Origin of the sequence: Bacillus sp. 7705b, assembly GCF_002289525.1 — a bacterium.
GTDB classification, from domain to species: Bacteria; Bacillota; Bacilli; order Bacillales; family Bacillaceae; genus Bacillus; species Bacillus halotolerans.
The window spans coordinates 1-25,095 of the sequence record NZ_NSDH01000005.1; the positions used below are offsets into that span (position 1 = coordinate 1).

A 25,095-nucleotide genomic window follows, 5' to 3' on the forward strand; every position below is an offset into this window, starting at 1 on the left:
CACACTCGTCCCTTACAGAGGGACGGGTGTGTTTTTTTATATACAACAATTAATAAGGAGTGTTTGAAATGAGTAAACATGTTAGTATTCAGCTTCCGGACGGACAGGTAAAGGAATATCCGAAAGGCACTACAGTCAAAGAGGCGGCTGCGTCCATCAGCTCCAGTTTGGAAAAGAAAGCAGCAGCGGGACAGGTTAATGGCCGGCTCGTTGATGTCAGCTTCAAGCTGGAGGAAGATGCTGAGCTTTCAATTATCACACTGGATTCTCCAGAAGGCTTGCAGGTGCTTCGCCATACATCAGCGCATGTGCTGGCTCAGGCAGTGAAACGGCTGTACGGCGAAGTATCTTTGGGAATAGGGCCTGTCATTGAAGACGGATTTTATTATGATATGAAGCTTGATCGGAGTCTGACTTCCGGAGATGTAGAGACCATCGAAAAAGAGATGAAGCATATTATAAACGAAAATATGGATATCAAGCGAATAGAGGTTTCTTACGAGGAGGCTGAAGCGCTTTTTGCAGAAAAAGGCGAGCCGTTTAAGCTGGAAATTTTGAAAGACATTCCGCGCGGGGAGAAAATGACGCTGTATCAGCAGGGAGAATTTGTTGACCTGTGCCGCGGGCCGCATCTTCCTTCAACAGGAATGATCAAGGCGTTCAAATTAACACGGGTGTCAGGTGCTTATTGGCGAGGAGACAGCCAAAATGAAGTCCTTCAGCGGGTGTACGGTGTTGCGTTTCAAAAGAAAAAAGATCTTGAGGCGCATCTGCATATGCTGGAAGAAGCAGCGAAACGGGATCACCGCAAGCTGGGAAAACAATTAGAGCTGTTTATGTTCTCGGAAGAAGCCCCGGGAATGCCGTTTTATTTGCCAAAAGGGCAGATTGTCCGCAATGAGCTGGAACGCTTTTCGCGTGAGCTGCAAACAAATGCCGGCTACGCCGAGGTGCGTACACCGTTTATGATGAATCAGCGGCTATGGGAGCAGTCAGGGCACTGGGACCATTATCGCGACAATATGTATTTTTCAGAAGTAGATGATACTGCATTTGCAATGAAGCCGATGAATTGTCCCGGCCATATGCTCATCTTTAAAAACAGCCTGTACTCTTATCGGGATCTGCCGATTCGTATGGCGGAGTTCGGCCAGGTGCACCGCCATGAATACAGCGGTGCTCTAAACGGAATGCTCCGCGTCCGGACGTTCTGCCAGGATGACGCACATATCTTTGTTCGGGAAGATCAAATCGAGAGTGAAATCAAAGAAGCCATTCGGCTGATTGACGAGGTATACCGCACATTCGGTTTCGAGTATACGGTTGAACTTTCCACTCGCCCGGAGGATTCATCAGGTGAAGACAGCGTGTGGGAAATGTCTGAAAACGCCTTGAAACACGTCCTTGAGGATCTGGGTCTTCCTTATGAAGTAAACGCAGGGGATGGAGCGTTTTACGGAGCGAAAATCGATTTTCATATTAAAGACGCTCTGAAGCGGAGCCACCAATGCGCCACAATCCAGCTTGATTTTCAAATGCCGGAAAAATTTGATTTAACATATATTAATGAGCACAATGAAAAGGTTCGTCCCGTCGTCATTCACAGAGCGGTATTCGGCTCAATTGACCGTTTCTTCGGCATTCTGATCGAGCATTTTGGCGGAGCTTTTCCAGTCTGGCTTGCGCCGGTGCAGGTCCAAATTATACCGGTTTCTTACGTTCATATGGACTACTGCGAAAAGGTGCAGTCTGAGCTAAAGCGGCTCGGGATAAGAGTCAATATCGATGAACGCAATGAAAAGCTTGGCTACAAAATCAGAGAATCACAGATGCAGAAAATCCCGTACATGCTGGTGCTTGGGGATCAGGAAGTGAGTGAAAAGGCGGTAAACGTCCGTCAATTCGGACATCAGAAGAGTGAACAAGTTCCTTTTCAGGTATTTAAAGAGAATATTGTCGAACAGGTGAAAAATCGAAGCATGTAGGAGAAAAGTTGCGAATTCGCTGTTTGCTTTTTTGACTTTCCCTATCTGGTATCAGTAAAATAATAAGTAATCATATCGTTCGTATGTTATGAATGCATCTCGAAATGGGGAAATCTACATGGATCATGACAAACTGGAAGCAAATTTGCTGGATCACGCACTAACAAAATATTTGAAAAGCACGAAACTATTAGATGAAGCCACAGTTCCGAAACATGTGAATAATGTAAGAGGATTTATTCTGCGGATTATATATCGACACGGGAGCTGCACCATAAAGGACATTCTAAAAGAGGTCACGCTGTCTCCGTCTGCCACCACAACCGCTCTGAATCACTTAGAGCAGGAAGGGTTTATTAAGAGATCCAGAAATAACAATGACCGCCGGACCGTTTGGATTACGCTTTCTGAATCGGGGCAGGCAGCGGCTCTTCAGATGATTCAAAATCGCCAGCAGCTGATTGACGGCATGTTTGAACGTTTGACTGCCGAAGAGAAGGCAGCGTTTTTAGCTATTATTGAAAAAATGACGAAATAGAGATGAAAAAGCCGGCTTGCGAAGCGCCGGCTTTATATCAGATTATTCCATATCGCTGAGGCGTTTGCCTGCGACCGCGTAATGGTCTTTTCTCATTTCTTCTATAAAGACAACAATTTTTTCTTCAGAGGCACCGGTCGTTTCTTTCACGGCCTCTGTTACTTTCTCAACTAAATTGCGTTTTTGCTCGTCTGTACGGCCTTCAAGCATTTTGACGGTTACGTATGGCATAGGTGTGAATCCTCCTTTATATCGTTTCCTCTCTTTAGGAAAAGAGGCTTCTTATAGTATACTGAATAAAGTAAATTCTTGCATTTTTAGAAAGAGGGATCATCTCACTTGGACCGTTTTTTATTTTACCCGTTGTCTCTAATGCCATATCTGGTCATTACCTTAATTGTTTCGTTTACAATGCATGAACTCGCTCACGCCTATGTCGCATATAAATTTGGTGACAATACGGCGAAAAAAGAAGGAAGACTGACGCTGAATCCTATCAAACACCTTGATCCGTTCGGAACCATTTTGATCCTGGTGGCCGGCTTTGGATGGGCTCGCCCTGTTCCCGTCAATCGCCGTTTCTTTAAGAAACCTCGTCTGGCCGGCGTACTCGTATCCATTGCCGGGCCGATCAGTAACCTGATTCTTGCGTTTATCGGTTTCTCTTTGTTAGTGTTGATGCATGCTTACGGAATGGAACTGCTTGCGGCATTCAGTACAGGACTGGACCAGTTCTTTTCAATCTGGATACAGCTGAACCTCGTTCTGTTTTTATTTAATCTGCTGCCGCTGCCGCCGCTCGACGGCTATCGTATTATTGAAGATCTTGTCCCGCCGGGGGCGCGTGCCAAGATGACGCAAGCGGAAAGCTACGGCTTTATCGTCTTTTTGGTACTGTTTGTGACACCGCTCGGATCCTACGTGCTTTGGCCAATGCTCAATGCCGGAAGAGATTCGATTTTACATTTGTTTTCAGCGATATTTCAACCGCTTTTGTAGGAGGTAGAACTCATGGAAGAAAAAAAGAAAAAATCAATCGGGTTTAATATTATCAAAAGTGATCCGACAGACGGACACGGCGGCTTTGGCGTAGGCGCACTCAGCCTGGATAATATTTCACCTGTATTCGTTGATGTAGAGGAAAAAGAAGCGTTCGTTGATATCGGCGCGATGCATGCCCGCAGCGTCGTTGAAAAAGGCATTAAATTTCTGCCTAATAAAGAAGAAGTTCCAAACGGCAAACCATACTGGCTTGTGTGGGTGACGATTGACAGAAGAGAAGAGGGCCCTTATTACGCAGGGGTAACAGCCTGTGAACTGACGGTCGACAGAAGCATCAGAAGAGGCTACAAATCGCTCCCGGAGCATGTGAATCTGATGGATAAATCGATGAAACGGAACATTATCATTGATAAAATGGATGACAGCTCGAAGCAAGTACTTGGCGAATTTCTGAAAAACCATGACCAAGGCCTGTGGGAACGCTCTTCTGACGAATTGAAAAAAGGACTGCTTCCAGAAGAAAATTAATTTGTGAACTTTCTGTGAACTTTTAGAAAATTTGAATTATTTTCTGTGAACATTGAGTAAACTGGTGATACAGAAATAGGACATGGAAAATCCCGAGCCGAACCAAGACTCGGGGTTTTTCATTTTTTTTTGGCAGATAGGAGAGAGATATCATGTTTCAAACCATGAGGATTGGTGATTGGGTCATTGAAGCGGACGTGGAGGAAACGAGAAGGCAGTATGCAAAAGATATTGAAGATATGTGCGAATGTCTTCTTTGTGAAAATTACCGGGAAGTAATGAAAACACTGCCGCGTGAGAAGGCGCAAATGTTTGAGGATTTTGGTCTTCAGCCGTCTGTTTGTACCGATATTAATGAATTTGGACAGGAGGGTGACCGTCATCTTTATGTGGCCAGCTATTTTATTGTCGGACGTATTCTAGAAGGGAAAAAAGAATGGGATCCGGACCGTAACTGGTATATATCATTTGAAGTGCCGAGAGATGACCGCTTTATCCCCGAAGGATTCCCGAAACCGGTTCTCCAGCTTGACTGCGTGACGCTGCTCCCATGGATAATGGAAGAACCATATTAAATAACCCGGCATCCAGGCAGCCGGGTTATTTTTTAATGATTCCGTCCCAGCCATTTGTCCCACCACTTTTTCGGGGAAGCGGGCTTTTCCTTGACTGGATGCTGGTCTTTTGTTTGTTTGACAGGCTCTGAGCCGTAGCACACATTCGCTGGCTCTGTGCCTTTCACAAAATACGTGTAATGCTTGGCTGCGCAGCCGGGGCCGGAGGAGTAGCCTGTTGCCGGATCGATGTAGACGCCGGTCACGCCTTTTGGCGGTTTAAAGGCTGTTTCTGGTTCTCCTTTGAGCGCATCCTCCATAAACTCCGCCCAAATGGTTTTGGCGTAGTTTTTTTCTGCGACTGAGTCAATGGTGCTGTTTTTGTCATAGCCCGTCCATACACCCGCAGCCAGCTTCGGGTTGAAGCCGATCATCCAGTTGTCTGCGCTTGTTGTGCCTGATTTTCCCGCATAGGTTCTTGTCAGGCGGTCCGCGATTGTCCGTCCTGTCACGGATGTATAGCCGTTTAAATCTGTATCAAACATGCCTGTCATCATATTAGCGGTTACAAAGGCAGCTTTTTCATCCAGCACTTGTTTATGCTGATTCGGGCTTTCGTACAGTACATGTCCGGCCGCATCAGTCACCCTTGTGATAAAGGTCGGTTCGATTTTCTTTCCGCCATTTGCCAGCATAGCATAGGCGTTGACCATCTCAATCGGGCGCACCGGTTCCGTGCCGAGGGCCAAGGATGGCAGCGCTTGGAGCTGCGCGGTGATGCCAAATTCCTTTGCCGCCTGAACGAGCTTGTTCATTCCGAGAAAGAGATGGGTTTTCACGGCATAAATGTTGTCAGACAGCGCCAGCGCCTGAAGAAGCGTAATCGGTTTGTTTGCGTAGTAACCGTTATAGTTGCTTGGAGAATAGGTTTCTCCCTTTGCATCGATTTGAAACTCGGTTTCTTCGCTTTTCATCAGTGTCACTGGCGTAAACCCGCTCTGAATCGCTTTATAATAAAGTAACGGTTTGATTGTCGAAGCGGGCTGACGTTTCGCCTGTGTCGTCCGGTCAAACGGGCTTTTTTGATAATCTCTGCCGCCGACAAGAGCGAGAACGTTTCCTGTGCGTGGATCAATGGCTGAAAATCCGACTTGAATGTCAGAACCGGCGTTAACCGTTTCGGTAATGGTTTCCTCGGCAATGCGCTGAAGCCGTTTATTCACGGTTGTATACACATTTAACCCGCTCGTTTCAATTTGCTCCCGTGTCATGCCGAGTTTTTTTTCCAGGTCTCTCATCGCATTATCATAGAAATAAGGCGCTTTTCTGCTGATGGCGTGTTTATTCAACGGTTGATAGGAAAGAGGCTCCTTGATCAGCTCGTCCGCTTTTTTGCGGCTGATCATCTGCTGCTTTTCCATCATCCGCACAATTGTTTTTTGGCGATCCTTGGCCTTTGTTTCATTGACATAAGGCGAATAGCCGGAAGGGCCTTTCGGAATACCGGCCAAAAGCGCCGCCTCCGCATCTGTCAGGTTTTTGGCATGCTTGCCGAAATAGAGGCGGGACGCGGCTTCGATGCCATAGGCGCCGTGGCCGTAGTAAATCGTATTTAAATAGCCTTCTAATATCTCGTCCTTAGAATAGTTTTGTTCCAGACGAATGGTATAGAATGCCTCATTCCATTTGCGTTTCCACGTTTTGTCGTGTTCAAGATACAGGTTTCTCGCATATTGCTGGGTAATGGTGCTTGCGCCCTGCACCTTGGACAGCGCTTTTAAGTCGGCCAGCGCCGCACCGGCTATGCGTTTATAATCAAAGCCATGGTGATCATAGAAGTTCTGGTCTTCAATCGCCACCGTCGCTTTTACAATCGTCGGATTCATGTCTTTTAAGGGGACCCAATAGCGTTTTTCGCCATAGTTCGTCTCCCCGAGTTTAGAGCCGTCGCTCGCAAACAAAATCGTGGATTGCGGCACTTGAACCGAGGGAGCGCCCTGGTATTTGGCTATCAAAATGACAGTCATAAACACAGCAGCTGCCGCTAAGCACGCGAAAGCCCCAAGAAAGATAAAGGCGCGAACGGTTTTGAGCGTCAGTCTCAGCCGTTTATTTGTCATTGCATCCACAATGGTTCCCCCTTTTTTTATGTTTCTACTATTATGAGAAAAAAAGATTGTTTTTAAACATCGCGTGACAGGACGCATCTTTACTTTTTCCCCGCCATCCTCTATACTTTTTCCTTAGGTGAAAATGCGATTTCAACCGGGAATAAAAGCTGAAAAGACGCTTACAATAAATGAATACAGCCTTGAAAGGGAGATGACAATTGAGCGAACTTTGGTACACAGAGAAGCAGACGAAAAACTTTGGCATTACATTGAAGGTTAATAAAACATTACATACAGAACAAACTGAGTTTCAGCATTTAGAAATGGTGGAAACAGAAGAGTTCGGCAACATGCTGTTTTTGGACGGTATGGTCATGACGTCAGAAAAAGACGAATTCGTTTATCACGAAATGGTGGCGCATGTGCCATTGTTTACGCACCCGAATCCGGAGCATGTGCTTGTAGTCGGCGGCGGTGACGGCGGCGTCATCAGAGAAATTCTGAAGCATCCGAGTGTGAAAAAAGCGACACTTGTTGATATTGACGGCAAGGTTATCGAATACTCTAAAAAGTTTCTTCCTTCTATTGCGGGAAAACTTGACGATCCGCGTGTTGACGTGCAGGTGGATGACGGATTTATGCACATTGCGAAATCTGAAAATCAATACGACGTCATTATGGTAGATTCAACTGAACCAGTCGGACCTGCGGTAAACCTGTTTTCAAAAGGGTTCTATGCCGGAATCGCGAAGGCGTTAAAAGAAGACGGCATTTTCGTCGCTCAGACGGACAACCCATGGTTCACACCGGAATTAATCACAAATGTACAGCGTGACGTGAAGGAAATCTTCCCGATTACAAAGCTGTATACGGCGAACATTCCGACATACCCAAGCGGTTTGTGGACATTTACAATCGGTTCGAAAAAATATGATCCGCTTGCAGTGGAAGACAGCCGTTTCTTTGACATTGACACGAAATATTACACAAAAGATCTTCATAAAGCGGCGTTTGTTCTGCCGAAATTTGTGAGTGACCTGATTAAATAATGAATGTATGGCGCAGGAGCGAATCTTGCGCTTTTTTACAGGAAAGCGAGGGTTTTATAGATGAGATTTGATGAAGCTTATTCAGGAAAAGTATTTATCGCGAGCCGTCCAGAGTGGGAAGAGGCGGACGCCATCCTTTACGGCATGCCGATGGACTGGACGGTGAGCTATCGTCCGGGATCACGCTTCGGCCCGGGAAGAATCCGCGAGGTGTCAATCGGCCTTGAAGAATACAGCCCGTATCTGGACCGTGATCTGGCGGACCTGAACTTCTTTGACGCCGGCGACATTCCGCTGCCATTCGGAAACCCGCAAAAAAGTCTTGATATGATTGAAGAATATGTGGACAGCATTTTAGAAAAAGGAAAATTCCCGATGGGTATGGGCGGGGAGCATCTCGTGTCATGGCCTGTCATGAAAGCAATGTATAAGAAATTTCCTGACCTGGCGATTATTCATTTTGATGCACATACGGATCTTCGCGTCGACTATGAGGGAGAACCGCTTTCTCACTCAACGCCGATCCGTAAAGCGGCAGAATTGATCGGACCGCAAAATGTGTATTCATTCGGAATTCGTTCCGGCATGAAAGAAGAGTTCGAATGGGCAAAGGAAAACGGCATGCACATCTCTAAGTTTGAAGTGCTTGAGCCGCTGAAAAAGGTTCTTCCGAAGCTGGCAGGCCGTCCGGTATATGTCACAATCGACATTGACGTATTAGACCCTGCTCACGCACCGGGAACAGGAACGGTTGACGCCGGCGGCATCACGTCTAAAGAACTGCTTGCATCCGTCCATGAAATCGCACGCTCAGAAGTAAACGTGAAGGGCGCTGATTTAGTAGAAGTAGCTCCGATTTACGACCACTCAGAGCAAACGGCAAACACAGCCAGCAAAATCATTCGTGAAATGCTGCTTGGGTTTGTAAAATAAGAGAAACATCCAGACTCTTGTCTGGATGTTTTTTGTTCCCATGCTTTGCAAACATCTTATTCAAGATGGAAAGAGGGGACGAAAAAAACCGCCGATAAAGGCGGTCTTAGATCATAGCACGTTGTGCAACATCAAAATGTTCTGTAGATGAATTTGATACTTCTACTGTGACAAATACAGCACTCACCGCTAAACAAGCGAGTAATAATTTATACTTCCATTTCATATAAATTCACCCCCCCTTGAATGTGCTGTCTTGCTTCTTCAACCTTTAAAAAATAAGTAGATGCTTTTTTGTAATTTTCCTGCTGATGATAATACTTAGCAACATCGAGTGCAAAGTCTTCAATATCAGCATACATCATTTTACTTTCAAGGAAAACAAAACATTTTTCTATTGCCTCTTCATCAGGTCCAGACAAGTATAAAGATTCCAAAAATTCAAACTCCATTAAGTACACAGTGTCTCCGGCAGCTATTGAATATTCTCTTCCTTTTTTATGATATTCACAAGCGTTATCAATCTTACCTATTTTAAAATAAATTTGTGTAATTAGGAAAAAAGCTTGTGGCAGTGAAGGAAGCATTTTCGATTCTTCAAATACATGAATAGATTTTTTTACATACTCTATCGCTGATTCAAGACTGTGTTGGTTTTGCTTGCAAAGTGCAATATTATAAAGCGTCCTTCCCATTAGCTGCGGCTGCTGTGCCGCCTCAGCAAGTGTATAAGCTTTTTGGAAATGAGCAATTGCTTTATCATACTGTTTCAGATCCAAAAAGTTAGCTCCAAACAGGGATTGACATTGAATCATTCTGATATCATATGTAGTTTGTTCATTGTATATTTCAAAGGCTTGACGTGCATAGTCCATGGACACATAAGTTTGCTTCATATAGTAATAAACTTCTGACATTTTGAAAAAGAACTCAGCTTTATCAATTTTATCTTTAACAAAAGTCAGTTTGCTCTCTGCTTTTTTAAAAAATTGAATGGCTAATATATATTCTCGGCGGTCCAGTTCGTACATACCTCTGAAGAAATTAAAGTAGTATTCAAGCAGTCCGGTTAAACGAGCCTGTTTTTTATCGATTTCAAGCAGCAAATCGGACAGTCGCGGCTGTTCCTCTATCCGCATGTTTTCTAACGGTTCAAGATACTCAAGCATCAGATTGTGCCGGAATTCCATCAGTGAATAATACAAATGAAGATCCTGGTCTTCTTCCATTTGATCCAGCTCTTGTTTGATTTCTCTTCGTAAATATTCCGCATCCGGTATGCTGAATCGGCGTATGTACATATACCATTCATTAATCTTTTCTCCAACGGAAGAAGAAGATATGACACTTGTCACGTTTGAAAATCCCTCCCTTCATTATTCTATATATGTCATATTTTATCATCATCATTCTTGTGAGAAGCGCAAAAAAACCGCAATCTTTTCTTTCGTTACACCGCATGGTGGCCGGAATTTCTTCAAAAACAGCTTTTACCCTCGGCTGTTTGTACAAGCAAACACATTCACCTTCCATATTCTGTTGTATCTGCGTGAGCAGTGTATGTCTGAAAAGGAAGTGATGAAATGAGGAAAAACAAGCTTTCCTTTAAAGAAAAAGCAGAAGCTTCACAAGATTGTTTATGTTTTTGTGAGGAAGAAACCAGCCGTGAAGCGATGTTTCAAGCGCCGATTGAATTGCCTGAGGGGTTTGTCGTTGATCCGGCTGAAGCTGTTGCAAACGTCACGTGGAATGCAGACAGCCTTTCTTGTGTCAGTGAACGTTGCTTAATTGAGACGGGGCCTGAGCCTGATGAAATCGGTGTTCAATTTGCAGTCCGCCTGCAGGGAACCGTTACGCTTCTTGTCAGTGTCTCACCTGTGCGAAACCAATATGGACAAGGGGAGGGGGCTATTTCGGTCATTCACAATGTAGAGATCGATCAAGTTGTCTATTATTCTGATGAACCGGATGATTGTCCGGATGTCAGTGACATTACGATCGAGAACCTTGTTGTAGTCCCGCCATTTTACGGCAGTCCTTTATCGGTGACGGGAACGATTGTGCTCGCCCCGGAGCCGGAGCCTGTTTATGCGTTTACAGCGAATCCAGATGATCAGTCGGTTTCTGTGATTGATACAAACACTCATACTGTTGTGACGACGATTTCTCTTCCATACCAACCTACAAGGATAGAAAAGACGCCAGATAACACCTCTGTGTTTGTTTTGCATTACTATGATCGTGTCATTACTGTCATCAATCAAGACACATTGAGTGTCACAGCTTCTATTTTGCTGGATCAGCCGCCGGAATCCATATCTTTTATACCTGGACACGAATTTTTTTATGTTGTCGCCGGTGGTGCCATATACGTGATAGGAATTGAAACCTTAACTGTTGAAAGGTCTATTCCTTTTGAAGGTTTTGATGTTGCAATTGATCCAAATGGATTGTTCGCGTATCTGCTTGGTTTCGGTTCAGTGCAAAGATTGGACTTAAACACAGGTGAAGTGACAGGAACTATTGAACGGGACCTTATCGTAAATGCCTTAGAAACGGGTTGGCCTGAACGTTACCTTTATGTATTAGAACAAGAATTCTTTTTCAATTATTTGACGGTGATTGATTTAAATACATTTACGATCAGCAGCACCCAAGAGCTGGAGTATGAGGGTGAATATGGAATGTTTAAGAGCGGATCAGGGGTGTATTTGTTTGATGATTTCACTCACAATCTATATTCCGTCAGTCCAAGTGGTGCAGGCGTAATAGGAAATCTTCCGCAATCGGCAAGAGACTTTGCGTTTACCCCAAATGGCGAATTTCTGTATGCAACAAATTTTATAGAGCAAAGCATCACTGTTTACAACACGGATGATTATTCTGTGGAAACTGTCATATCGCTTGGCGTTTCACCGAGTGACATTGCGATTTAATCAACTATGAGTTTCTAAAAGGGATGTGAAATCATGAAAAAGAATGATTTTTCTGTTTTACAGGAAAATTGTTTCTGTTTTTGTGATGAAGATGCCAGTCGTGAAGTGCCATTTCAAGTGCCGATTGAAGTTCCGGAGGGGTTTGTCGTTGATCCTGCGGAAGCAGTCTCTGCGGTTACATGGAGTACAGACTTGATGAATGGTGAACTGTAACAGAGATCAGTTTGTCACCCTTGAGCAGGGGAGGTGACTTTGACCGTCTATTTGAAACTTTGAGGACAATTGTATTTTCTCTGGATAGTACTAGAACTTATTTTCTAGAGCCTTATAGTGAACCGTTTCTCATTAACAATGTATATGTCGTTAATACTGCTGCACAAAGGATCATCCCAAACGTGTCTCTTCCTAATGTCTATGACCTTACAGTAACGCCCGACAATCAATACATTTACGCGGCACAGCCCGGCGACAATGCAGTGACCGTGTACCGCACGAGTGATGATTCAGCCGTGACGGTCATTCCGGTTGGCGCCGGTCCGTCCGCGATTGCGATGTAGATGTTTTTATAGATCGAGAGAAGCAGGGCTGCGGTAAGAGATTCGTTTATAAACAAAAGATCCGATCTGCTGGATGGTAGCTAAGATGATCAGAAACAGCAGTTCACTTATAGTAAAACTGAGCATCCACCAAATCCCGGCTCCTGTCAAGACTCCCACCAGCACTTTTCTGAACAGGTTTCCGTGCTGAAAAAGCTGCAGCAAGTACGTTCGCATATAAAACAATAAATACAAAATCAGTAACACCGCAAGCCCCATTGTAACGGCAGGGGGCGTATGAAAGCTGAAGGGAACGGCCTTGACGATTTCAAACATGCAGCCGAAAACGATGACCTGATACAATACAGCAGCCATCACATATGATTGGCGGATGCCCTTATAGCTGTCGCGCAGCAATTTTACATCGTCGGCATAACGGCTGCACAGCTTGCGATGCTGGAAGTCACAGCAGCTTTGATGAGACTGTGTGAGTTTCTGAAAAGCTGCTGTCATGTTTTTGACAGATTGCGTCACGTAGTGAAGATAGAGAAAGGCGGGCAGCATCAGTACGGAAGCGGCACAAGCCAACAGCCCAAGGCGGGCAGCGTCATTTTTAATCAGCTGTACATATCGGCCTGCGGCTTCAGCACCTGAGTGAAACCAGCTGAAGGAATAAGCCGCCATGGCCGCAAGCAGCAATAATAAAGTAAAGACAGTGCTTTTTTTCATTGTCTCATCACTTCTTTCTGGGGTACATGAATGACTGCTTTGTTAGAAGAAACCATTGCTTCAATGAGAGCCAAGAAATCATGAAAATTCATCTGCTGAATGGTGCGGTAAAGGCCGAGAAACGAGCAATCGTACTGTTCACACTCCGCCGCCCATTCAAAGCATTTACGCGCGTAATCACTGTCATAGATGATCGCGTTGACTAAAGAATCCTTGCCGTACTCAAGCCAGGCTTCGGTACGGTTTTTCTGCTGCGTGATATAGTAGGATGCCACATCGATGTATGCGGAAGAATGCGCCCCTTTACTGTGAAGGATCAAAAAGCCGCCATCCTCTGATAAGTGAACATCCGCTGATAGGCTTTGGATATTCAAGCGGTACGTTTGCCGGATCTCTTGAAAAAACGGCGAATCCATGTGAAACAGGATGCGAGAGGCAATGTCCCAGTACAGCTTCAAAGTCAAAAGTCCGTTTTCTCCTGGGAGCGCCCCGACTTGTATTCCGGTCCAAGTGTCTTCCGGCCGCTCCAGATCACCCTTTACCTCTTTTGGTGAGAGGGGAGGGCACGCAGGGACGATCTTTCTGTCAGAGCGGCTGCCAGAGCGCTTTTCCAGCCTGAGCTGAGAAGGCAAAAGAGTTTCCGCATCTTCTGGGCCGCCAATCAGAAACAGCGTCATCCGATGGGGCTGGTAGGCGGCAGCATAGGCTTCCTGCAGATCACAGATCGTCAGAGCCTCAATGTCTTTTTTTCTGCCTGCGGGGAAGACTGCGGCTGGTGAGGCAGGAGACAGCATCTGGATCAGCTGATAATGGTAATGAAGCTGGTGGTTGAGAAGCGCCGTTTCTATTTCACTTGTAATCACGGCTTTTTCCTGAGCAATGATCTGCTCGTCAAACGAGTGGTTCCATAAAGCGTCAAGCAGGATTGGAATGGTCTGTCTGAGCCGATCCGGCAATGAGGTAAACATGAAATTTGTATCAGTGTAAGTGGTGAACGCATTCAACAGAGCGCCGTGTTCAAAAAAATCACTATACAGGTTCCGGCCGTTATGCCAAAAGAGGAGATGTTCTAAAAAGTGCGCTGTGCCATATGGCAGCATCCGGCCGCCGGTTTCTGACTGTAAGCGGATATCCCGGCTTCCAAAGCCGGTTTTGACATTGCACAATCTTAAATGGGCGCGGGGAAATTGTAACCTGAATATTTTCATTCCCTTGTCTGTGTATCTGATATCGGTTCGTTCATCCAGCTGTTGAAAAAAGGCTTCCTTTTCCATCTCTCTCATCCCCTTACTACATGAGCTCCAATATATGTAAGATTTTTGATGAATTGCAGCAAATCGCGGCACGTGACCGCTGAGATGCTGTCCAGCAGGTCTTCTTTTTTGCAAGAGAAACGGCGCAGGATTCCCATATAGGCTAAGAGTCCTTCAGGAGAATCAAATTGCAGCAGGATTTCATTGATTAAAAATTGTTGTGCCTTTTTTAATTCCGGTTCATCCGCATGGAAATGCGATACAGCTTCCAAAACTCTTGGAGGAATCTCGTTTTCATGAAGCTGGTCGGTGCATACGGAAACAAGCAGCATATTGTTCATGATGTCATAGCGGGTGATCACGTGATAAACGGCCAGATCTTTTTCGCGAAAATGCCGAAATAAAGCGGAATGGCCGTACTTGCCGAGCAATCCGTCTATCAGCTGGATAGCTAAATAATCGCGGACATCTTTCATGTCTCCGCAGTCAAAGCCAAGTGTCATAACGGACGGACCTGCTGTGCTGCGTGTCTCTGTTTCGAAAATATCCTGATTCACGGGTTTTCTTACAGCAGACATGGCGGACGCCTGTGGGGCATGTCCCTGAACATCACAGGACTGTATGTTTCCTAATATGTTCAGCTGTTTCTGCTGAGAAAATAAATCAGCGATAAATTCCGACGCATCCAGAAAACGTTTAGGATGCACAGCCATAAGCTTGTCTTTCCGGCCAAACATGGCAGTGCCGTACATCGGGTTTCCAAAGGCTTCCTCCGCCAGACGGGCTGCTGAATAGGAGAACGGGTCAGCGAATGTCTTTTCCATTTTCAGCAGCAGTTCAGCTTTTGCCTTTTCCGCTGCGCTGGCAGAAAGAGAAGCCGGAAAGAAGGACATGTCAACAAAGGTGTTCAGAACGGTATCTGTATGAAATCCCTCAGCATATAACGGATGAATCATGCGGGTCCCGTACGTTTTCAGCTGCCGGTCAAAAAAGAGATTTGCTGAATACATGAAGCGGCGGCCGGCGGCATAGCCGAAAGTGTCGATGATGTTTTGCTTCTGGTGTGCAGCCGCGCCATAAAAATAGATCGTTTCTTCTTCAGGTTCCGCCGCGCTTTCGATCGGCTTCAGAAAGCTCGCGGCGATCGAGATGGTTGAAAATTGATCAGTCGTCAGCAGGTTAACTTCCAAGCCGTTCTCTTTTTCCGCTTGTATCAAAGAAACCACCATCCTGTTTTTGCAGTAAATAGACAATGATCAGCCCGGCAATCGGAATGACTGCCAAGGAAATAACAGTGCCTGTTAAAGTAGCTAAAAAAAGAGGGATACAAAATACATAGGAACGGTATTTAGAGAAACCGCTCCAGAGCTGCTGCTCCGTCTGCCAGCTGAAGGACGGCTTTTTTTCATCTGAAATTAACCGAATATAAGCCCCTGCCAGCAGCAATTCCATACACTGCAAAAAAGTCAAAAGTGAAATCGGCCGGCCGCTGATCAAGCCCATAATCATGGCAATCAAAATAAACCCGCCGGCCAATAAACCGGAATAAAAGCGATATTTCGCCCAAAGCATCGTTCTGCGTTTAATCGGAAGCGTGATCAGCAGCATCCGGTCATTTTTTTCAAGAGAATACAATAAAGCAATCGGTGAGCAGATCAGCAGGAGAGCGCTAATTACGATATAGACGACATGCTGATCGGCAATGCCGGTGTTCATCATCTGAAACGAAAAGAAGCCGCTGAATGCCCCCATCACGATATAATTTAACAGCATCGCTTTGGAGGAAATAAACCGGTTCCATTCTCTTTTATAAAACGAAAATTCTGATGTCCGCATAAAAGAATGCATTTTGCTCTGCTGCTGAGGCGCCTGCAAAAATGAAGGGAAGTCAATCACAATAGCCCAGAGCATATGAATCGCACATAGCGGGATCGTCACGGCGGGCATCAAAGCCGCACTGAAGCACACGCAGGTGAATGCCGCCGCATACAGCAGGAGTGCCGTTCTGCTTTTTTTGACGAAAAGATTGCTTAACAAAACGCCGAAAATAATCGAATAGACAGTAAAAAACGAAAATCTGCCGAGCCAATACAGGGTTTGTGCTCCTGACAGCGTTCCGTTTCCGAATAAGAACAGCGGTAATATGAAAAAAAACAGCGTCCTTCTCAAGCAAGTATCAACAAACAAAACCACACTCTGAGCGAGCCAGAAGCTCCGGGAAGAGATCGGCAATAGACAGCTCAGCTTCATGTAAGATTCCTTCCATTGGGATGTAACAGAGAGAAACACCATGTACGCATTCATAAACAGAAGCGCGAGTGTGATGTATGTTTTTCCTAAGGTTGATTCATCAATGCCTGCCTGGCGGATCAGCCCGATTTCAAACAAGGCCAGAACGGCAAGCCCTGCGGTGATGCGAATGGCGTCTTTTTTTCCTTGGCGGCCGTAAAGCTGTTTGAACAGCAATGACAGAATCGGAAACAGGTTATTCATGGCCGATCACCTCAAAAAATTCACGCCGAAGATCAGTCTCCTCTCCAATCGGAATGACCTTCCGGATCTGTTTGTGATGAAGGATGGCCGCATAATCACAAAATCTCTGCACCACGTCGAGCAAATGGGAAGAAAACAAAATCGTTCCGCCTGCCTTGCAATACTCCTGCATTTTCTGATAAAAGACTTCTATTGACTCCACATCTAAGCCGACAAGCGGCTCATCCAAAATAAACAGGGGAGCCCCGAGCAATAGCCCGGTCATCAACACAACTTTTTGCCTGTTGCCGAGGGACAGCTCGGAAATTCTCCGGTTTGTGTATTGGGAAAAGTGAAATTCCTCTGCCAAACTGTTAAATTGCTGCTCTGAGAAATCTTTCTGATACAAAGAATGAACGAAAGAAACATAGTCCTTCGCCGTAATTTCTGTAAATAGAAGCGGATAATCGGCAGCAAAGTAGCGGCGGATCTTCAGCTCATCTGATGTTTTCTGCGGCATGCCGGCGTCCGCTTCAATGCCGCACAGCGTAAAGTGTCCGCTGAAATTGCGGTTTACCCCTGTCAGCGTATTGATCAGCGTCGTTTTTCCGGCGCCGTTTACCCCGAGCAGTCCGTAAACGGCGCCTTTTTCTAAATGTAAATCTACGTTTTCTAAGATAACGTTGTCTTGCTCGTACCATACGGATACATCGTGTATATCCAAAATGCTCATCGCGAGTCAGCCTTCCGCGCGCGCATACCGAAAATAATGGCGATGGCGATAGAAATCAGCGTAAACACATAATCGCTTTTTACGAAGTAGACGACCGCGCCGATGACAAAAATAATTGAAAGGATATACAGTAGAATTTTTCTTTGTGCTGGTGACAAATTGTTTCCCTCCTAAATAAGCTGGACCACATCTTCTAATTGTTCATTTTTTGCCCAGGAGCAGATGTTTTTTCTGTGGTATTTGTTGGAGTTCAGCCCTTTTAAGTAACAGCCTCCGCAATAGCCGCTGAACGGGCATTTGTCTTTCATGCAATGCTCGCTGAACCGCGGCGCCTGCGCTTTCCACAATTTATGGACAAGAGGGGAGTCAAAGATGCTTTCATATATTTCCCAATGAAAATTCCTTCGGGAAGAGTGCGCACGGTCGTACTTCTCCGAACGGGCTGATCACAATTGATTTCCAGCCGGCGCCGCAGTTCGCCGCACGTTTTCTTTCATACGGAATGATCGGGATCAAATCTTTAAATTCATCAATGACATTTTGCTCGTACTCCATAAATTTGCGGTGCTGTTCGGCATCTTTCGTCGGATGGACAATATCTCTGCCTCTTCCGAAATCATCAACCCAATTGTAAGAGAACGCTTTCGCCCCGAGATCGCGCACCTTTTGGGCCATATCGTGGATTTCCCACATGTTTTTTTCGAAAACCGACATGGCGACTCTGACAAAAATACCATGATCACTCAACAATTTTATCGTTTTACAGGTTTGGGCAAAAGAGCCTTTTCTCCCTCTAAATGAATCATGCACTTCGGACTGTACGCTATCCAGTGATATGCCGACGATGATTTTTTGCTTATAGGCTTTTAACATCTCCAGGCTTTCTTTTCGCATCAGTGTTCCGTTGGTTAAGACGGCGACTTTTTTGAATTTCTTTAACACATATTCAAGAATCTCATTGGCGTTTGGATGGACGAAAATTTCGCCGCCTGTGATTTCACACGTTAAAACGCCGTTATCATACAGCATATCAGCCGTTTTCTTAAATTGATCAATGGATACAGTGCCAAGCGCTTCCGGCGAGCTTTCTAAATAGCAGTGGGCGCACTTTAAATTGCAGCGGTGCGTCAGCTCAAAGGTGGCATGCAGCGGCATCGGAAAGTCATTGCTTCCGCTGGTGGCGATTTTGTGAAAGCGGGGCCGGTTTTCAAGCTGAATGACCTGCTTGTTCAAAAGCATGCTGAGCATGTCATAGTACCAGTCCTTATGGTCTTCCGGCGACTCATCATACTTTGCGCATTGCTCTTCTAAAATCTGTTCAGCCGTTCTTTGACCGTCCATCATCATACAAAGCTCGTAAGCCGTTTTGTTGAGATCTAAGTATTCAAAATCAGAGATCGAGACGTTATCACGCAAGTAGTCAATTTCCAGCACACCGCCTTCAGGCAACTGGTGAACTCTTACACTTTCATTAATAAATGGAAACATCTGCTCTATAAACAAAATACCATCCCCTATACATATGATTCAAATATAAAAATCACTGTGTATGTATAACCAAGATGTAGATATTAGTTAAAATTTGTATTTTAGTTAAAAAGGGCATAGTAATTTACTATGCCCTTTTCCGGAGAACCTTATCCCCAGAGACCGAATAGACCTGTTGCACCGGCAATTTCAAAATCAGGGATAGGTCCGTCCACTAAACAAGCGGCTCCGATTGAGCATGTTGCGCAACCTTTGTTTTCTACAATGACAGCTTTTTTCATAATTGAATCCTCCCTTTTTTTGTTTTTCTAGCAGATCTTTGATGTACTTTTATATTAAAACTATCAAATTACCATTTCAATACATATATTTTGAAGAAAATGTGAATTGTAAACGGTAGAATTCGGAAAAATGTAATATTTCCTAAAGGTAATCAGTGGTATGATTTTCTCTTCTATAAAGGAATTGCTTTTTCTGAGGTTTATCTTCAAATCTGATGAGCAATGATGGTAAGATAGAAGCAGTTGAAGTTTACAAACCGAATGATTATACTATTCAAGTCAAAGTGGAAAGATGAAAAGGACGTGTCAGAATGAAGCAAGAGACACCGATAACAATCCATGTGAAATCTGTGATCGAGGATGACGGAAACGAAGAAGTGATCGAATTCCGCACTACCGGATTTTACTATGTGAAACAGAATAAAGTGTATCTATCTTATTATGAAGAACACGACTTAGGCAAAGTGAAAACGATTGTAAAAGTAAGCGAAGGCGAAGTGCTTGTCATGAGATCAGGCGCTGTCAAAATGAACCAGCGTTTCGTAACTGGAGCTTCCACAATCGCCAAATATAAAATGTCATTTGGTGAGCTTGAGCTGAAAACGAGTACAAAATCGATTCAATCTGATCTCGGCGAAGAACAAGGCCGTATCAGTATCGCATATGATATGCATGTCGGAGACGAGCAGCAGCATTTACATAATATGACGATCACGTATGAGGGAGGAACTCACGCATGAACATTGCGGAACAGATGAAGGACGTGCTGAAAGAAGAAATCAGAGCAGCCGTTCTGAAAGCGGGACTGGCTGAAGAAAGCCAGATTCCAAATGTCATTTTAGAAACACCGAAGGATAAAACACACGGCGATTATTCAACAAATATGGCGATGCAGCTCGCAAGAATCGCGAAAAAAGCGCCGCGCCAAATCGCTGAGGAAATTGTCGCTTCTTTTGATAAAGGAAAGGCTTCTATTGAAAAGCTTGATATCGCCGGTCCTGGTTTTATCAATTTCTATATGAACAATCAATATTTAACGAAGCTGATCCCGTCTGTACTGGAAGCGGGAGACGCGTATGGAGAAACAAACATCGGAAACGGCGAACGCGTTCAAGTGGAATTCGTATCTGCAAATCCGACGGGGGACCTTCACTTAGGCCACGCGCGCGGTGCGGCTGTCGGCGATTCCTTGTGCAATGTGCTTGCAAAAGCGGGTTACGATGTGAGCCGCGAATACTACATTAACGATGCTGGAAACCAGATTAACAACCTGGCGCTTTCTGTAGAAGTCCGTTACTTTGAAGCGCTTGGACTGGAAAAACCGATGCCGGAGGACGGCTACCGCGGTGAGGATATCATTTCAATCGGAAAGCGTCTCGCTGAGGAATACGGCGACCGTTTCGTCAACGAAGAAGAAAGCGAACGCCTCGCATTTTTCCGTGAGTACGGTTTGAAATACGAGCTGGAGAAGCTTCGCGTAGACTTGGAAAACTTCCGCGTGCCGTTTGACGTGTGGTATTCTGAAACATCACTGTACCAAAACGGAAAAATCGATAAGGCGCTGGACGCGCTGCGTGAGAAAGGCCATGTCTATGAGGAAGACGGTGCGACTTGGTTCCGTTCCACAACGTTCGGTGATGACAAAGACCGCGTACTGATCAAAAAGGACGGCACATACACATACCTGCTTCCTGATATCGCCTACCATAAGGACAAGCTTGACCGCGGCTTTGATAAGCTGGTCAACGTATGGGGCGCCGACCACCACGGCTACATCCCGCGTATGAAAGCGGCAATCGAAGCGCTTGGCTATGAAAAAGGAACGTTGGAAGTAGAAATCATTCAGCTCGTGCACCTTTACAAAAACGGCGAGAAAATGAAAATGAGCAAACGGACGGGGAAAGCGGTAACGATGCGCGACCTGATTGACGAAGTCGGCCTTGATGCCGTGCGTTATTTCTTCGCGATGCGCAGCGCTGATACGCATATGGATTTTGACTTGGATCTTGCTGTATCAACATCTAACGAAAACCCTGTGTATTATGCGCAATACGCACATGCCCGCATTTGCAGCATGCTTCGCCAAGGGGAAGAGCAAGGACTTAAGCCGGCGGCAGACCTTGATTTCAGCCCTATTCAATCAGAAAAAGAATATGATCTGCTGAAAACAATCGGCGGTTTCCCAGAGGCAGTGGCGGAAGCGGCGGAAAAACGAATTCCGCACCGTGTGACGAATTATATTTATGACTTGGCTTCAGCTCTGCACAGCTTCTACAATGCGGAGAAAGTCATCGACCCTGAAAACGAAGAGAAAAGCCGTGCGCGCTTAGCTTTAATGAAAGCAACGCAAATCACGCTGAACAACGCGCTTCAATTGATCGGCGTATCGGCTCCTGAAAAAATGTAATCAAGCTGAAAGGACAAAGCCAGAGGGCTTTGTCCTTTTTTGTTAAAAAATCGTGTGATATAGTTCACAATCTTCCTCGCCGAGTTTTTGTATGATAAGGCTGATTATTGAATCAGTGAAAGGGGCAAGCCGAATGATTAACCGTCAACACTTTCAATTATCGCTGCAGTCATTAAGCTTGGTGGCAGGGTTTATGGTTTGGGTGCTGATTTCGTCACTTATTTCCCAAATCACATTAGATATTCATTTGAGCAAAGGCGAAATTTCCTTGGTAACGGCCATACCCGTTATATTAGGATCGCTTCTCCGCGTTCCATTGGGATATTTGACCAACAGGTTTGGCGCGCGGATCATTTTTATGATCAGCTTTATATTGCTTTTATTCCCTGTATTTTGGATCAGTATTGCAGATTCCCTGTTTGATTTAATCGCGGGCGGTTTTTTCTTAGGGATTGGGGGAGCCGTTTTTTCCATTGGGGTTACATCTCTTCCGAAGTACTATCCTAAAGAAAAACATGGCGTTGTAAACGGTATTTACGGTGCCGGGAATATCGGAACCGCGATCACTACATTTGCAGCTCCCGTGATTGCTCAAGCGGCGGGGTGGAAAAGTACGGTGCAAATGTATATGGTTCTGCTGGCTTTATTTGCTTTGCTGCACTTTTTCTTCGGTGACCGGCTTGAGAAGAAAGTGAAGGTGTCCGTAAAAACTCAAATCAAAGCCGTTTACCGAAATCATGTGCTGTGGTTTCTGAGTCTCTTTTATTTTATTACGTTTGGCGCCTTTGTCGCTTTTACAATCTATCTGCCAAACTTTCTTGTTGAGCAGTTTGATCTGAGTCCTGCGGATGCCGGGCTGCGTACGGCAGGTTTTATTGCTGTATCCACGCTGCTCAGGCCGGCGGGCGGGTGGCTGGCTGATAAAGTGAGTCCGCTCCGCATCCTGATGTTTGTCTTTGCCGGCCTGACATTATCGGGCGTCATCCTGTCGTTTTCGCCGACGATCGGCATTTATGCCTTTGGGGCGTTAACGGTTGCGGTGTGCTCCGGGATTGGAAACGGGACGGTTTTTAAACTGGTTCCTTTCTATTTTTCTAAGCAGGCGGGAATCGCCAACGGAGTTGTGTCTGCCATGGGCGGATTAGGCGGCTTTTTCCCTCCGCTGATTCTGGCGAGTGTATTTCAGGCGACGGGACAATACGCCATCGGATTTATGGCGCTTTCGGAAGTCGCATTAGCAAGCTTTGTCATTGTCATATGGATGTATTGGCAGGAAAGAATGAAAACACACACAGAGAGAAGCGGGCACAGCGTAAACTGACGGGCCGCCGGCGATTTGGGAATTCACGAGATTGTAAGTTTTTTCTGAAAAGCGCAAATGAATTCACGTTACAATAGATACACAACGTGACTTTTCTTCGAGGTGAGCTCATGAACTTTCTCTCTGTTCGAACATCTGATAAGGATCTTATTTCCAGTGATCTTCATCAATTGCTGGAATCCATCAGCACAAAAAGAAAAATCGAAAAACACACATACATGTTTCGAGAAGGAATGGATGCAGAAGAGCTTTATCTGATTCAGTCAGGACTCATTGAAATCGGGAAGCTGACGGCTGACGGCAAAGACCTGACGCTTAGAATCTGTCAAAAAAATGATATTGTCGGTGAATTAACACTTTTCACAGAAGAACCGAGATATATGCTCAGTGCAAAAGTGCTGGAGGATGGCGAAGTGCTCGTCATCAATAAAAGCAGACTTGAAAAGGAACTTATCCACAACGGTGCTTTGACATTTGAATTTATGAAATGGATGAGCACCCATTTGCGCAAAATTCAATCCAAAATCAGAGACCTTCTTCTTCATGGTAAAAAAGGGGCGCTCTACTCCACCCTCATCCGCTTGTCAAACAGCTATGGGGTGAACCGGAGTGATGGCATTCTCATTAACATTGCCCTGACAAACCAGGATTTGGCAAAATTTTGCGCGGCTGCAAGAGAGAGCGTCAACCGCATGCTGGGGGATCTCCGCAAACAAGGGGTTATTTCAATAGAGGATTCCGGAAAGATTGTACTGCATCAGCGGGACTATTTACGGTGTGAGATTGAGTGCGAAAATTGCCCGTTAGAGATTTGTAATATTGATTAAGAGGAAACAAGGACAGCAATATGTCCTTGTTTTTATCTTGTTAGCCAAATACACATGATGGCGAAAAAGAAGCTCGCATTGACGATTTCAAGAATGCCGATCGTTTGAACAGGCCACTTCTTTCCATGAAAAAACCATGCACGCAAACTGCTGGGGATAAAGGCGAGAACGGCCCATCCACCTCCGAGAGCTGCGGAAAGTAAGGGGAGGATCAGGTGATAGCCCCACGACCAGTAAGCAAATACTCTATTATTCTTCTCCCGGATCACCGACTTCACATAAAATGAACTTCCGATAAAAAACAAAGCAGATTGTGCGAAAATAAACCATGCCCAGCCGTCAAGAGTCTCCGTCCCCAGCCAGCAGCTGGCGAGTCCGCCTGTACAAAAGAATAAGACGCCCGCAAAATCATTCAGCAGCGCTCGTTCATTTTTTTGCCGGGCATAATACACATGAATGAGAAACAGCGGCAGCAAAGAAAAGGCAAGCCAGATAAAAGACGGCTTATGGATGACGGCGGCAAGCAAAAAGCTGCAGGCTGGAAAACTGTAAAAAATTATCCACTTTTGATAGGGTTTGATTTGTTTCTTTTTTAATGCCAGCGTAACAGGATAAACAGCCAAATAAAGAAAAAGCCAGCCCAAAAATAGGGGGATATGCCAAAGAACCGCTCCTCCCTTCACCATACCGAGGCAAAACGGAATCAGCAGCATGGCCCAAGCGCCGTGCTGCTTCGGAATAAGCGCCTTCATCGAAACACTCCTTTCTTGTTTCATTATAAAAGCAAAAATACCGCCAATAAGTGACATTCATCATATCACTGTGAAATACATCACTGCTGTCATGGATCGGCCGGGCTACACTAAAGGTATCCTTAGCACAGGAGGCTTCCCTATGAATCAGTGTGACTATTTATTTTTTTTGAAACAACTTCCTATGTTTAATGAAGTGCCTCTATCCATTGTCGAAACATTGCTGAATAACGGGACGTTTATCCGCGGTTCATGTGATCAGGATCCATCTTTTCTCCATTCTCAATCCATTTATATTGTATTAAAAGGCAGTATTCGTTTTATTGACAGCAGGCTGCCTGAAGGGTCGCAAACCGTGGCGCTGTGGGAAAAAGGCGATGTGTTTCCCATTGATCAAAAAGGCGGGATGTTCTTATCTCCATTCATTTCAGTCCGAACATCCGAAGACATTCTTATGCTCAATATCCCTTTTTACATATTAAAGAAAATCATGTCCTATTATCCGCAGCTGCAAATGAATTTTCTGGTGATGCTCCAGCAAAATGTCTTTTTCTCTTATGAGCTGTTTTTGCGATACATGCATAGATCTCAGGACGAAAACGCTGAGCCCGATTCCTAAAAGGAACCGGGTTTTTTGTTCGGTATTTCCATTCCTTCTTC

The 25,095-nt window shown here is 45.1% G+C and carries 26 protein-coding genes and 2 pseudogenes; 15 read left to right on the top strand and 13 right to left on the bottom strand.

The window, feature by feature from the left end; all coding sequences use genetic code 11:
* Positions 1-68: 68 nt before the first annotated feature.
* Both thrS and CJU60_RS01925 read left to right on the top strand, forming a co-directional pair.
* Entirely contained in the window at positions 69-1,985 is a 1,917-nt protein-coding gene (gene thrS, locus CJU60_RS01920) for a threonine--tRNA ligase (protein ID WP_095712783.1), read from the top strand.
* Between the two features lie 118 nt (positions 1,986-2,103).
* Positions 2,104-2,523: a MarR family transcriptional regulator gene (locus CJU60_RS01925; protein WP_024123229.1), complete on the top strand. Its 420-nt coding sequence runs from the start codon at positions 2,104-2,106 to the stop codon at positions 2,521-2,523.
* A gap of 42 nt (positions 2,524-2,565) precedes the next feature.
* On the opposite strand, the gene CJU60_RS01930 is transcribed toward CJU60_RS01925, so the two are convergent.
* Positions 2,566-2,754 carry a 2-hydroxymuconate tautomerase gene (locus tag CJU60_RS01930; RefSeq protein WP_003222038.1) on the bottom strand — a complete coding sequence of 63 codons (189 nt, stop codon included), beginning with the start codon at positions 2,752-2,754 and terminating at the stop codon, positions 2,566-2,568.
* A 108-nt stretch (positions 2,755-2,862) separates the two neighbouring features.
* Between CJU60_RS01930 and CJU60_RS01935 the strand changes: the two genes are divergently transcribed.
* The 3 genes from CJU60_RS01935 (at position 2,863) to CJU60_RS01945 (ending at position 4,628) form a co-directional block, all read left to right on the top strand.
* Positions 2,863-3,522, top strand: a complete 660-nt coding sequence (locus tag CJU60_RS01935; protein WP_024123228.1) for a site-2 protease family protein — start codon at positions 2,863-2,865, stop codon at positions 3,520-3,522.
* Positions 3,523-3,534: 12 nt separating this feature from the next.
* The gene (locus CJU60_RS01940; protein ID WP_095712784.1) at positions 3,535-4,053 is read left to right on the top strand and encodes a YwhD family protein; all 519 of its coding nucleotides are present in this window, start codon (positions 3,535-3,537) and stop codon (positions 4,051-4,053) included.
* Between the two features lie 152 nt (positions 4,054-4,205).
* A complete protein-coding gene (locus CJU60_RS01945) occupies positions 4,206-4,628 on the top strand; it encodes a hypothetical protein (protein WP_095712785.1) in 423 nt (140 codons plus the stop codon).
* Between the two features lie 32 nt (positions 4,629-4,660).
* On the opposite strand, the gene CJU60_RS01950 is transcribed toward CJU60_RS01945, so the two are convergent.
* Complete coding sequence (locus CJU60_RS01950) at positions 4,661-6,736, bottom strand: transglycosylase domain-containing protein (protein ID WP_095712786.1); 2,076 nt, start codon at positions 6,734-6,736, stop codon at positions 4,661-4,663.
* A 200-nt stretch (positions 6,737-6,936) separates the two neighbouring features.
* Between CJU60_RS01950 and speE the strand changes: the two genes are divergently transcribed.
* Together speE and speB are read left to right on the top strand one after the other, a co-directional pair.
* A complete protein-coding gene (gene speE, locus CJU60_RS01955) occupies positions 6,937-7,767 on the top strand; it encodes a spermidine synthase (protein ID WP_095712787.1) in 831 nt (276 codons plus the stop codon).
* Positions 7,768-7,827: 60 nt separating this feature from the next.
* A complete protein-coding gene (gene speB, locus CJU60_RS01960; RefSeq protein WP_095712788.1) occupies positions 7,828-8,700 on the top strand; it encodes an agmatinase in 873 nt (290 codons plus the stop codon).
* A gap of 106 nt (positions 8,701-8,806) precedes the next feature.
* Here speB and CJU60_RS01965 read toward each other — a convergent pair whose 3' ends face one another.
* The gene (locus tag CJU60_RS01965; protein ID WP_024123223.1) at positions 8,807-8,926 is read right to left on the bottom strand and encodes a PhrC/PhrF family phosphatase-inhibitory pheromone; all 120 of its coding nucleotides are present in this window, start codon (positions 8,924-8,926) and stop codon (positions 8,807-8,809) included.
* Positions 8,910-10,055: a response regulator aspartate phosphatase gene (locus tag CJU60_RS01970; RefSeq protein ID WP_095712789.1), complete on the bottom strand. Its 1,146-nt coding sequence runs from the start codon at positions 10,053-10,055 to the stop codon at positions 8,910-8,912. Before CJU60_RS01970 ends, CJU60_RS01965 begins: the two co-directional genes overlap by 17 nt.
* A gap of 228 nt (positions 10,056-10,283) precedes the next feature.
* Between CJU60_RS01970 and CJU60_RS01980 the strand changes: the two genes are divergently transcribed.
* The 3 genes and pseudogenes from CJU60_RS01980 to CJU60_RS01985 form a co-directional block, all read left to right on the top strand.
* Positions 10,284-11,636: a YncE family protein gene (locus tag CJU60_RS01980; protein WP_095712790.1), complete on the top strand. Its 1,353-nt coding sequence runs from the start codon at positions 10,284-10,286 to the stop codon at positions 11,634-11,636.
* Positions 11,637-11,669: 33 nt separating this feature from the next.
* On the top strand, positions 11,670-11,849 hold the full coding sequence (locus CJU60_RS22130; protein ID WP_483294923.1) for a hypothetical protein: 180 nt from the start codon (positions 11,670-11,672) through the stop codon (positions 11,847-11,849).
* Positions 11,846-12,193, top strand: a pseudogene (locus CJU60_RS01985) (YncE family protein); the annotation flags it as partial. The gene CJU60_RS22130 and the pseudogene CJU60_RS01985, both read left to right, overlap by 4 nt.
* Positions 12,194-12,199: 6 nt before the next feature.
* Here CJU60_RS01985 and CJU60_RS01990 read toward each other — a convergent pair.
* The 8 genes and pseudogenes from CJU60_RS01990 to sboA all read right to left on the bottom strand — a co-directional run bounded on the left by CJU60_RS01990 (position 12,200) and on the right by sboA (position 19,128).
* Complete coding sequence (locus CJU60_RS01990) at positions 12,200-12,901, bottom strand: bacteriocin biosynthesis protein AlbG (RefSeq protein ID WP_095712791.1); 702 nt, start codon at positions 12,899-12,901, stop codon at positions 12,200-12,202.
* Complete coding sequence (locus tag CJU60_RS01995; RefSeq protein ID WP_095712792.1) at positions 12,898-14,175, bottom strand: M16 family metallopeptidase; 1,278 nt, start codon at positions 14,173-14,175, stop codon at positions 12,898-12,900. Before CJU60_RS01995 ends, CJU60_RS01990 begins: the two co-directional genes overlap by 4 nt.
* A 5-nt stretch (positions 14,176-14,180) precedes the next feature.
* The gene (locus CJU60_RS02000) at positions 14,181-15,344 is read right to left on the bottom strand and encodes an insulinase family protein (protein WP_095712832.1); all 1,164 of its coding nucleotides are present in this window, start codon (positions 15,342-15,344) and stop codon (positions 14,181-14,183) included.
* Positions 15,334-16,647, bottom strand: a complete 1,314-nt coding sequence (locus CJU60_RS02005; RefSeq protein WP_095712793.1) for a bacteriocin biosynthesis protein AlbD — start codon at positions 16,645-16,647, stop codon at positions 15,334-15,336. Before CJU60_RS02005 ends, CJU60_RS02000 begins: the two co-directional genes overlap by 11 nt.
* Entirely contained in the window at positions 16,640-17,359 is a 720-nt protein-coding gene (locus tag CJU60_RS02010; protein WP_024123214.1) for an ATP-binding cassette domain-containing protein, read from the bottom strand. Before CJU60_RS02010 ends, CJU60_RS02005 begins: the two co-directional genes overlap by 8 nt.
* Positions 17,356-17,517 carry an antilisterial bacteriocin subtilosin biosynthesis protein AlbB gene (albB, locus tag CJU60_RS02015; protein ID WP_010332279.1) on the bottom strand — a complete coding sequence of 54 codons (162 nt, stop codon included), beginning with the start codon at positions 17,515-17,517 and terminating at the stop codon, positions 17,356-17,358. Before albB ends, CJU60_RS02010 begins: the two co-directional genes overlap by 4 nt.
* A gap of 12 nt (positions 17,518-17,529) precedes the next feature.
* Positions 17,530-18,862 (bottom strand): annotated as a pseudogene (gene albA / locus CJU60_RS02020) (subtilosin maturase AlbA).
* A gap of 134 nt (positions 18,863-18,996) precedes the next feature.
* Positions 18,997-19,128, bottom strand: coding sequence for a subtilosin A (sboA, locus tag CJU60_RS02025; RefSeq protein ID WP_003222002.1), 132 nt, complete (start codon positions 19,126-19,128; stop codon positions 18,997-18,999).
* Positions 19,129-19,439: 311 nt separating this feature from the next.
* Here sboA and CJU60_RS02030 point away from each other — a divergent pair, with 311 nt between their 5' ends.
* From CJU60_RS02030 to CJU60_RS02045, 4 genes are all read left to right on the top strand, one after another.
* Positions 19,440-19,868: a YwiB family protein gene (locus CJU60_RS02030; protein ID WP_024123211.1), complete on the top strand. Its 429-nt coding sequence runs from the start codon at positions 19,440-19,442 to the stop codon at positions 19,866-19,868.
* Complete coding sequence (gene argS / locus CJU60_RS02035; RefSeq protein WP_024123210.1) at positions 19,865-21,535, top strand: arginine--tRNA ligase; 1,671 nt, start codon at positions 19,865-19,867, stop codon at positions 21,533-21,535. The genes CJU60_RS02030 and argS overlap by 4 nt, the downstream gene beginning before the upstream one ends.
* A gap of 133 nt (positions 21,536-21,668) precedes the next feature.
* On the top strand, positions 21,669-22,856 hold the full coding sequence (locus tag CJU60_RS02040; protein WP_095712794.1) for a nitrate/nitrite transporter: 1,188 nt from the start codon (positions 21,669-21,671) through the stop codon (positions 22,854-22,856).
* 110 nt (positions 22,857-22,966) lie between these two features.
* Positions 22,967-23,683 (top strand): fumarate/nitrate reduction transcriptional regulator Fnr, encoded by a 717-nt coding sequence (locus CJU60_RS02045; protein ID WP_095712795.1) that lies wholly within the window; start codon positions 22,967-22,969, stop codon positions 23,681-23,683.
* Between the two features lie 32 nt (positions 23,684-23,715).
* On the opposite strand, the gene CJU60_RS02050 is transcribed toward CJU60_RS02045, so the two are convergent.
* Positions 23,716-24,435: a YwiC-like family protein gene (locus CJU60_RS02050; RefSeq protein WP_095712796.1), complete on the bottom strand. Its 720-nt coding sequence runs from the start codon at positions 24,433-24,435 to the stop codon at positions 23,716-23,718.
* A 142-nt stretch (positions 24,436-24,577) separates the two neighbouring features.
* On the opposite strand from CJU60_RS02050, the gene CJU60_RS02055 reads away from it, so the two are divergent.
* A complete protein-coding gene (locus CJU60_RS02055) occupies positions 24,578-25,054 on the top strand; it encodes a cyclic nucleotide-binding domain-containing protein (protein ID WP_024123206.1) in 477 nt (158 codons plus the stop codon).
* Positions 25,055-25,095 lie beyond the last annotated feature (41 nt).

Excerpts from the sequence above, each read along its gene's own strand:
- CJU60_RS22130 (WP_483294923.1), top strand. The coding sequence starts at position 11,670 with ATGAAAAAGAATGATTTTTCTGTTTTACAGGAAAATTGTTTCTGTTTT.
- CJU60_RS01995 (WP_095712792.1), bottom strand. The coding sequence starts at position 14,175 with ATGGAAAAGGAAGCCTTTTTTCAACAGCTGGATGAACGAACCGATATC.
- CJU60_RS02055 (WP_024123206.1), top strand. The coding sequence starts at position 24,578 with ATGAATCAGTGTGACTATTTATTTTTTTTGAAACAACTTCCTATGTTT.
- CJU60_RS01925 (WP_024123229.1), top strand. The coding sequence starts at position 2,104 with ATGGATCATGACAAACTGGAAGCAAATTTGCTGGATCACGCACTAACA.
- CJU60_RS02010 (WP_024123214.1), bottom strand. The coding sequence starts at position 17,359 with ATGAGCATTTTGGATATACACGATGTATCCGTATGGTACGAGCAAGAC.
- CJU60_RS02005 (WP_095712793.1), bottom strand. The coding sequence starts at position 16,647 with ATGAATAACCTGTTTCCGATTCTGTCATTGCTGTTCAAACAGCTTTAC.
- argS (WP_024123210.1), top strand. The coding sequence starts at position 19,865 with ATGAACATTGCGGAACAGATGAAGGACGTGCTGAAAGAAGAAATCAGA.
- CJU60_RS02030 (WP_024123211.1), top strand. The coding sequence starts at position 19,440 with ATGAAGCAAGAGACACCGATAACAATCCATGTGAAATCTGTGATCGAG.
- CJU60_RS01965 (WP_024123223.1), bottom strand. The coding sequence starts at position 8,926 with ATGAAATGGAAGTATAAATTATTACTCGCTTGTTTAGCGGTGAGTGCT.
- CJU60_RS01930 (WP_003222038.1), bottom strand. The coding sequence starts at position 2,754 with ATGCCATACGTAACCGTCAAAATGCTTGAAGGCCGTACAGACGAGCAA.
- CJU60_RS02045 (WP_095712795.1), top strand. The coding sequence starts at position 22,967 with ATGAACTTTCTCTCTGTTCGAACATCTGATAAGGATCTTATTTCCAGT.
- CJU60_RS01980 (WP_095712790.1), top strand. The coding sequence starts at position 10,284 with ATGAGGAAAAACAAGCTTTCCTTTAAAGAAAAAGCAGAAGCTTCACAA.
- thrS (WP_095712783.1), top strand. The coding sequence starts at position 69 with ATGAGTAAACATGTTAGTATTCAGCTTCCGGACGGACAGGTAAAGGAA.
- CJU60_RS02040 (WP_095712794.1), top strand. The coding sequence starts at position 21,669 with ATGATTAACCGTCAACACTTTCAATTATCGCTGCAGTCATTAAGCTTG.
- speB (WP_095712788.1), top strand. The coding sequence starts at position 7,828 with ATGAGATTTGATGAAGCTTATTCAGGAAAAGTATTTATCGCGAGCCGT.
- sboA (WP_003222002.1), bottom strand. The coding sequence starts at position 19,128 with ATGAAAAAAGCTGTCATTGTAGAAAACAAAGGTTGCGCAACATGCTCA.
- CJU60_RS01940 (WP_095712784.1), top strand. The coding sequence starts at position 3,535 with ATGGAAGAAAAAAAGAAAAAATCAATCGGGTTTAATATTATCAAAAGT.
- CJU60_RS01990 (WP_095712791.1), bottom strand. The coding sequence starts at position 12,901 with ATGAAAAAAAGCACTGTCTTTACTTTATTATTGCTGCTTGCGGCCATG.
- CJU60_RS02050 (WP_095712796.1), bottom strand. The coding sequence starts at position 24,435 with ATGAAGGCGCTTATTCCGAAGCAGCACGGCGCTTGGGCCATGCTGCTG.
- CJU60_RS01945 (WP_095712785.1), top strand. The coding sequence starts at position 4,206 with ATGTTTCAAACCATGAGGATTGGTGATTGGGTCATTGAAGCGGACGTG.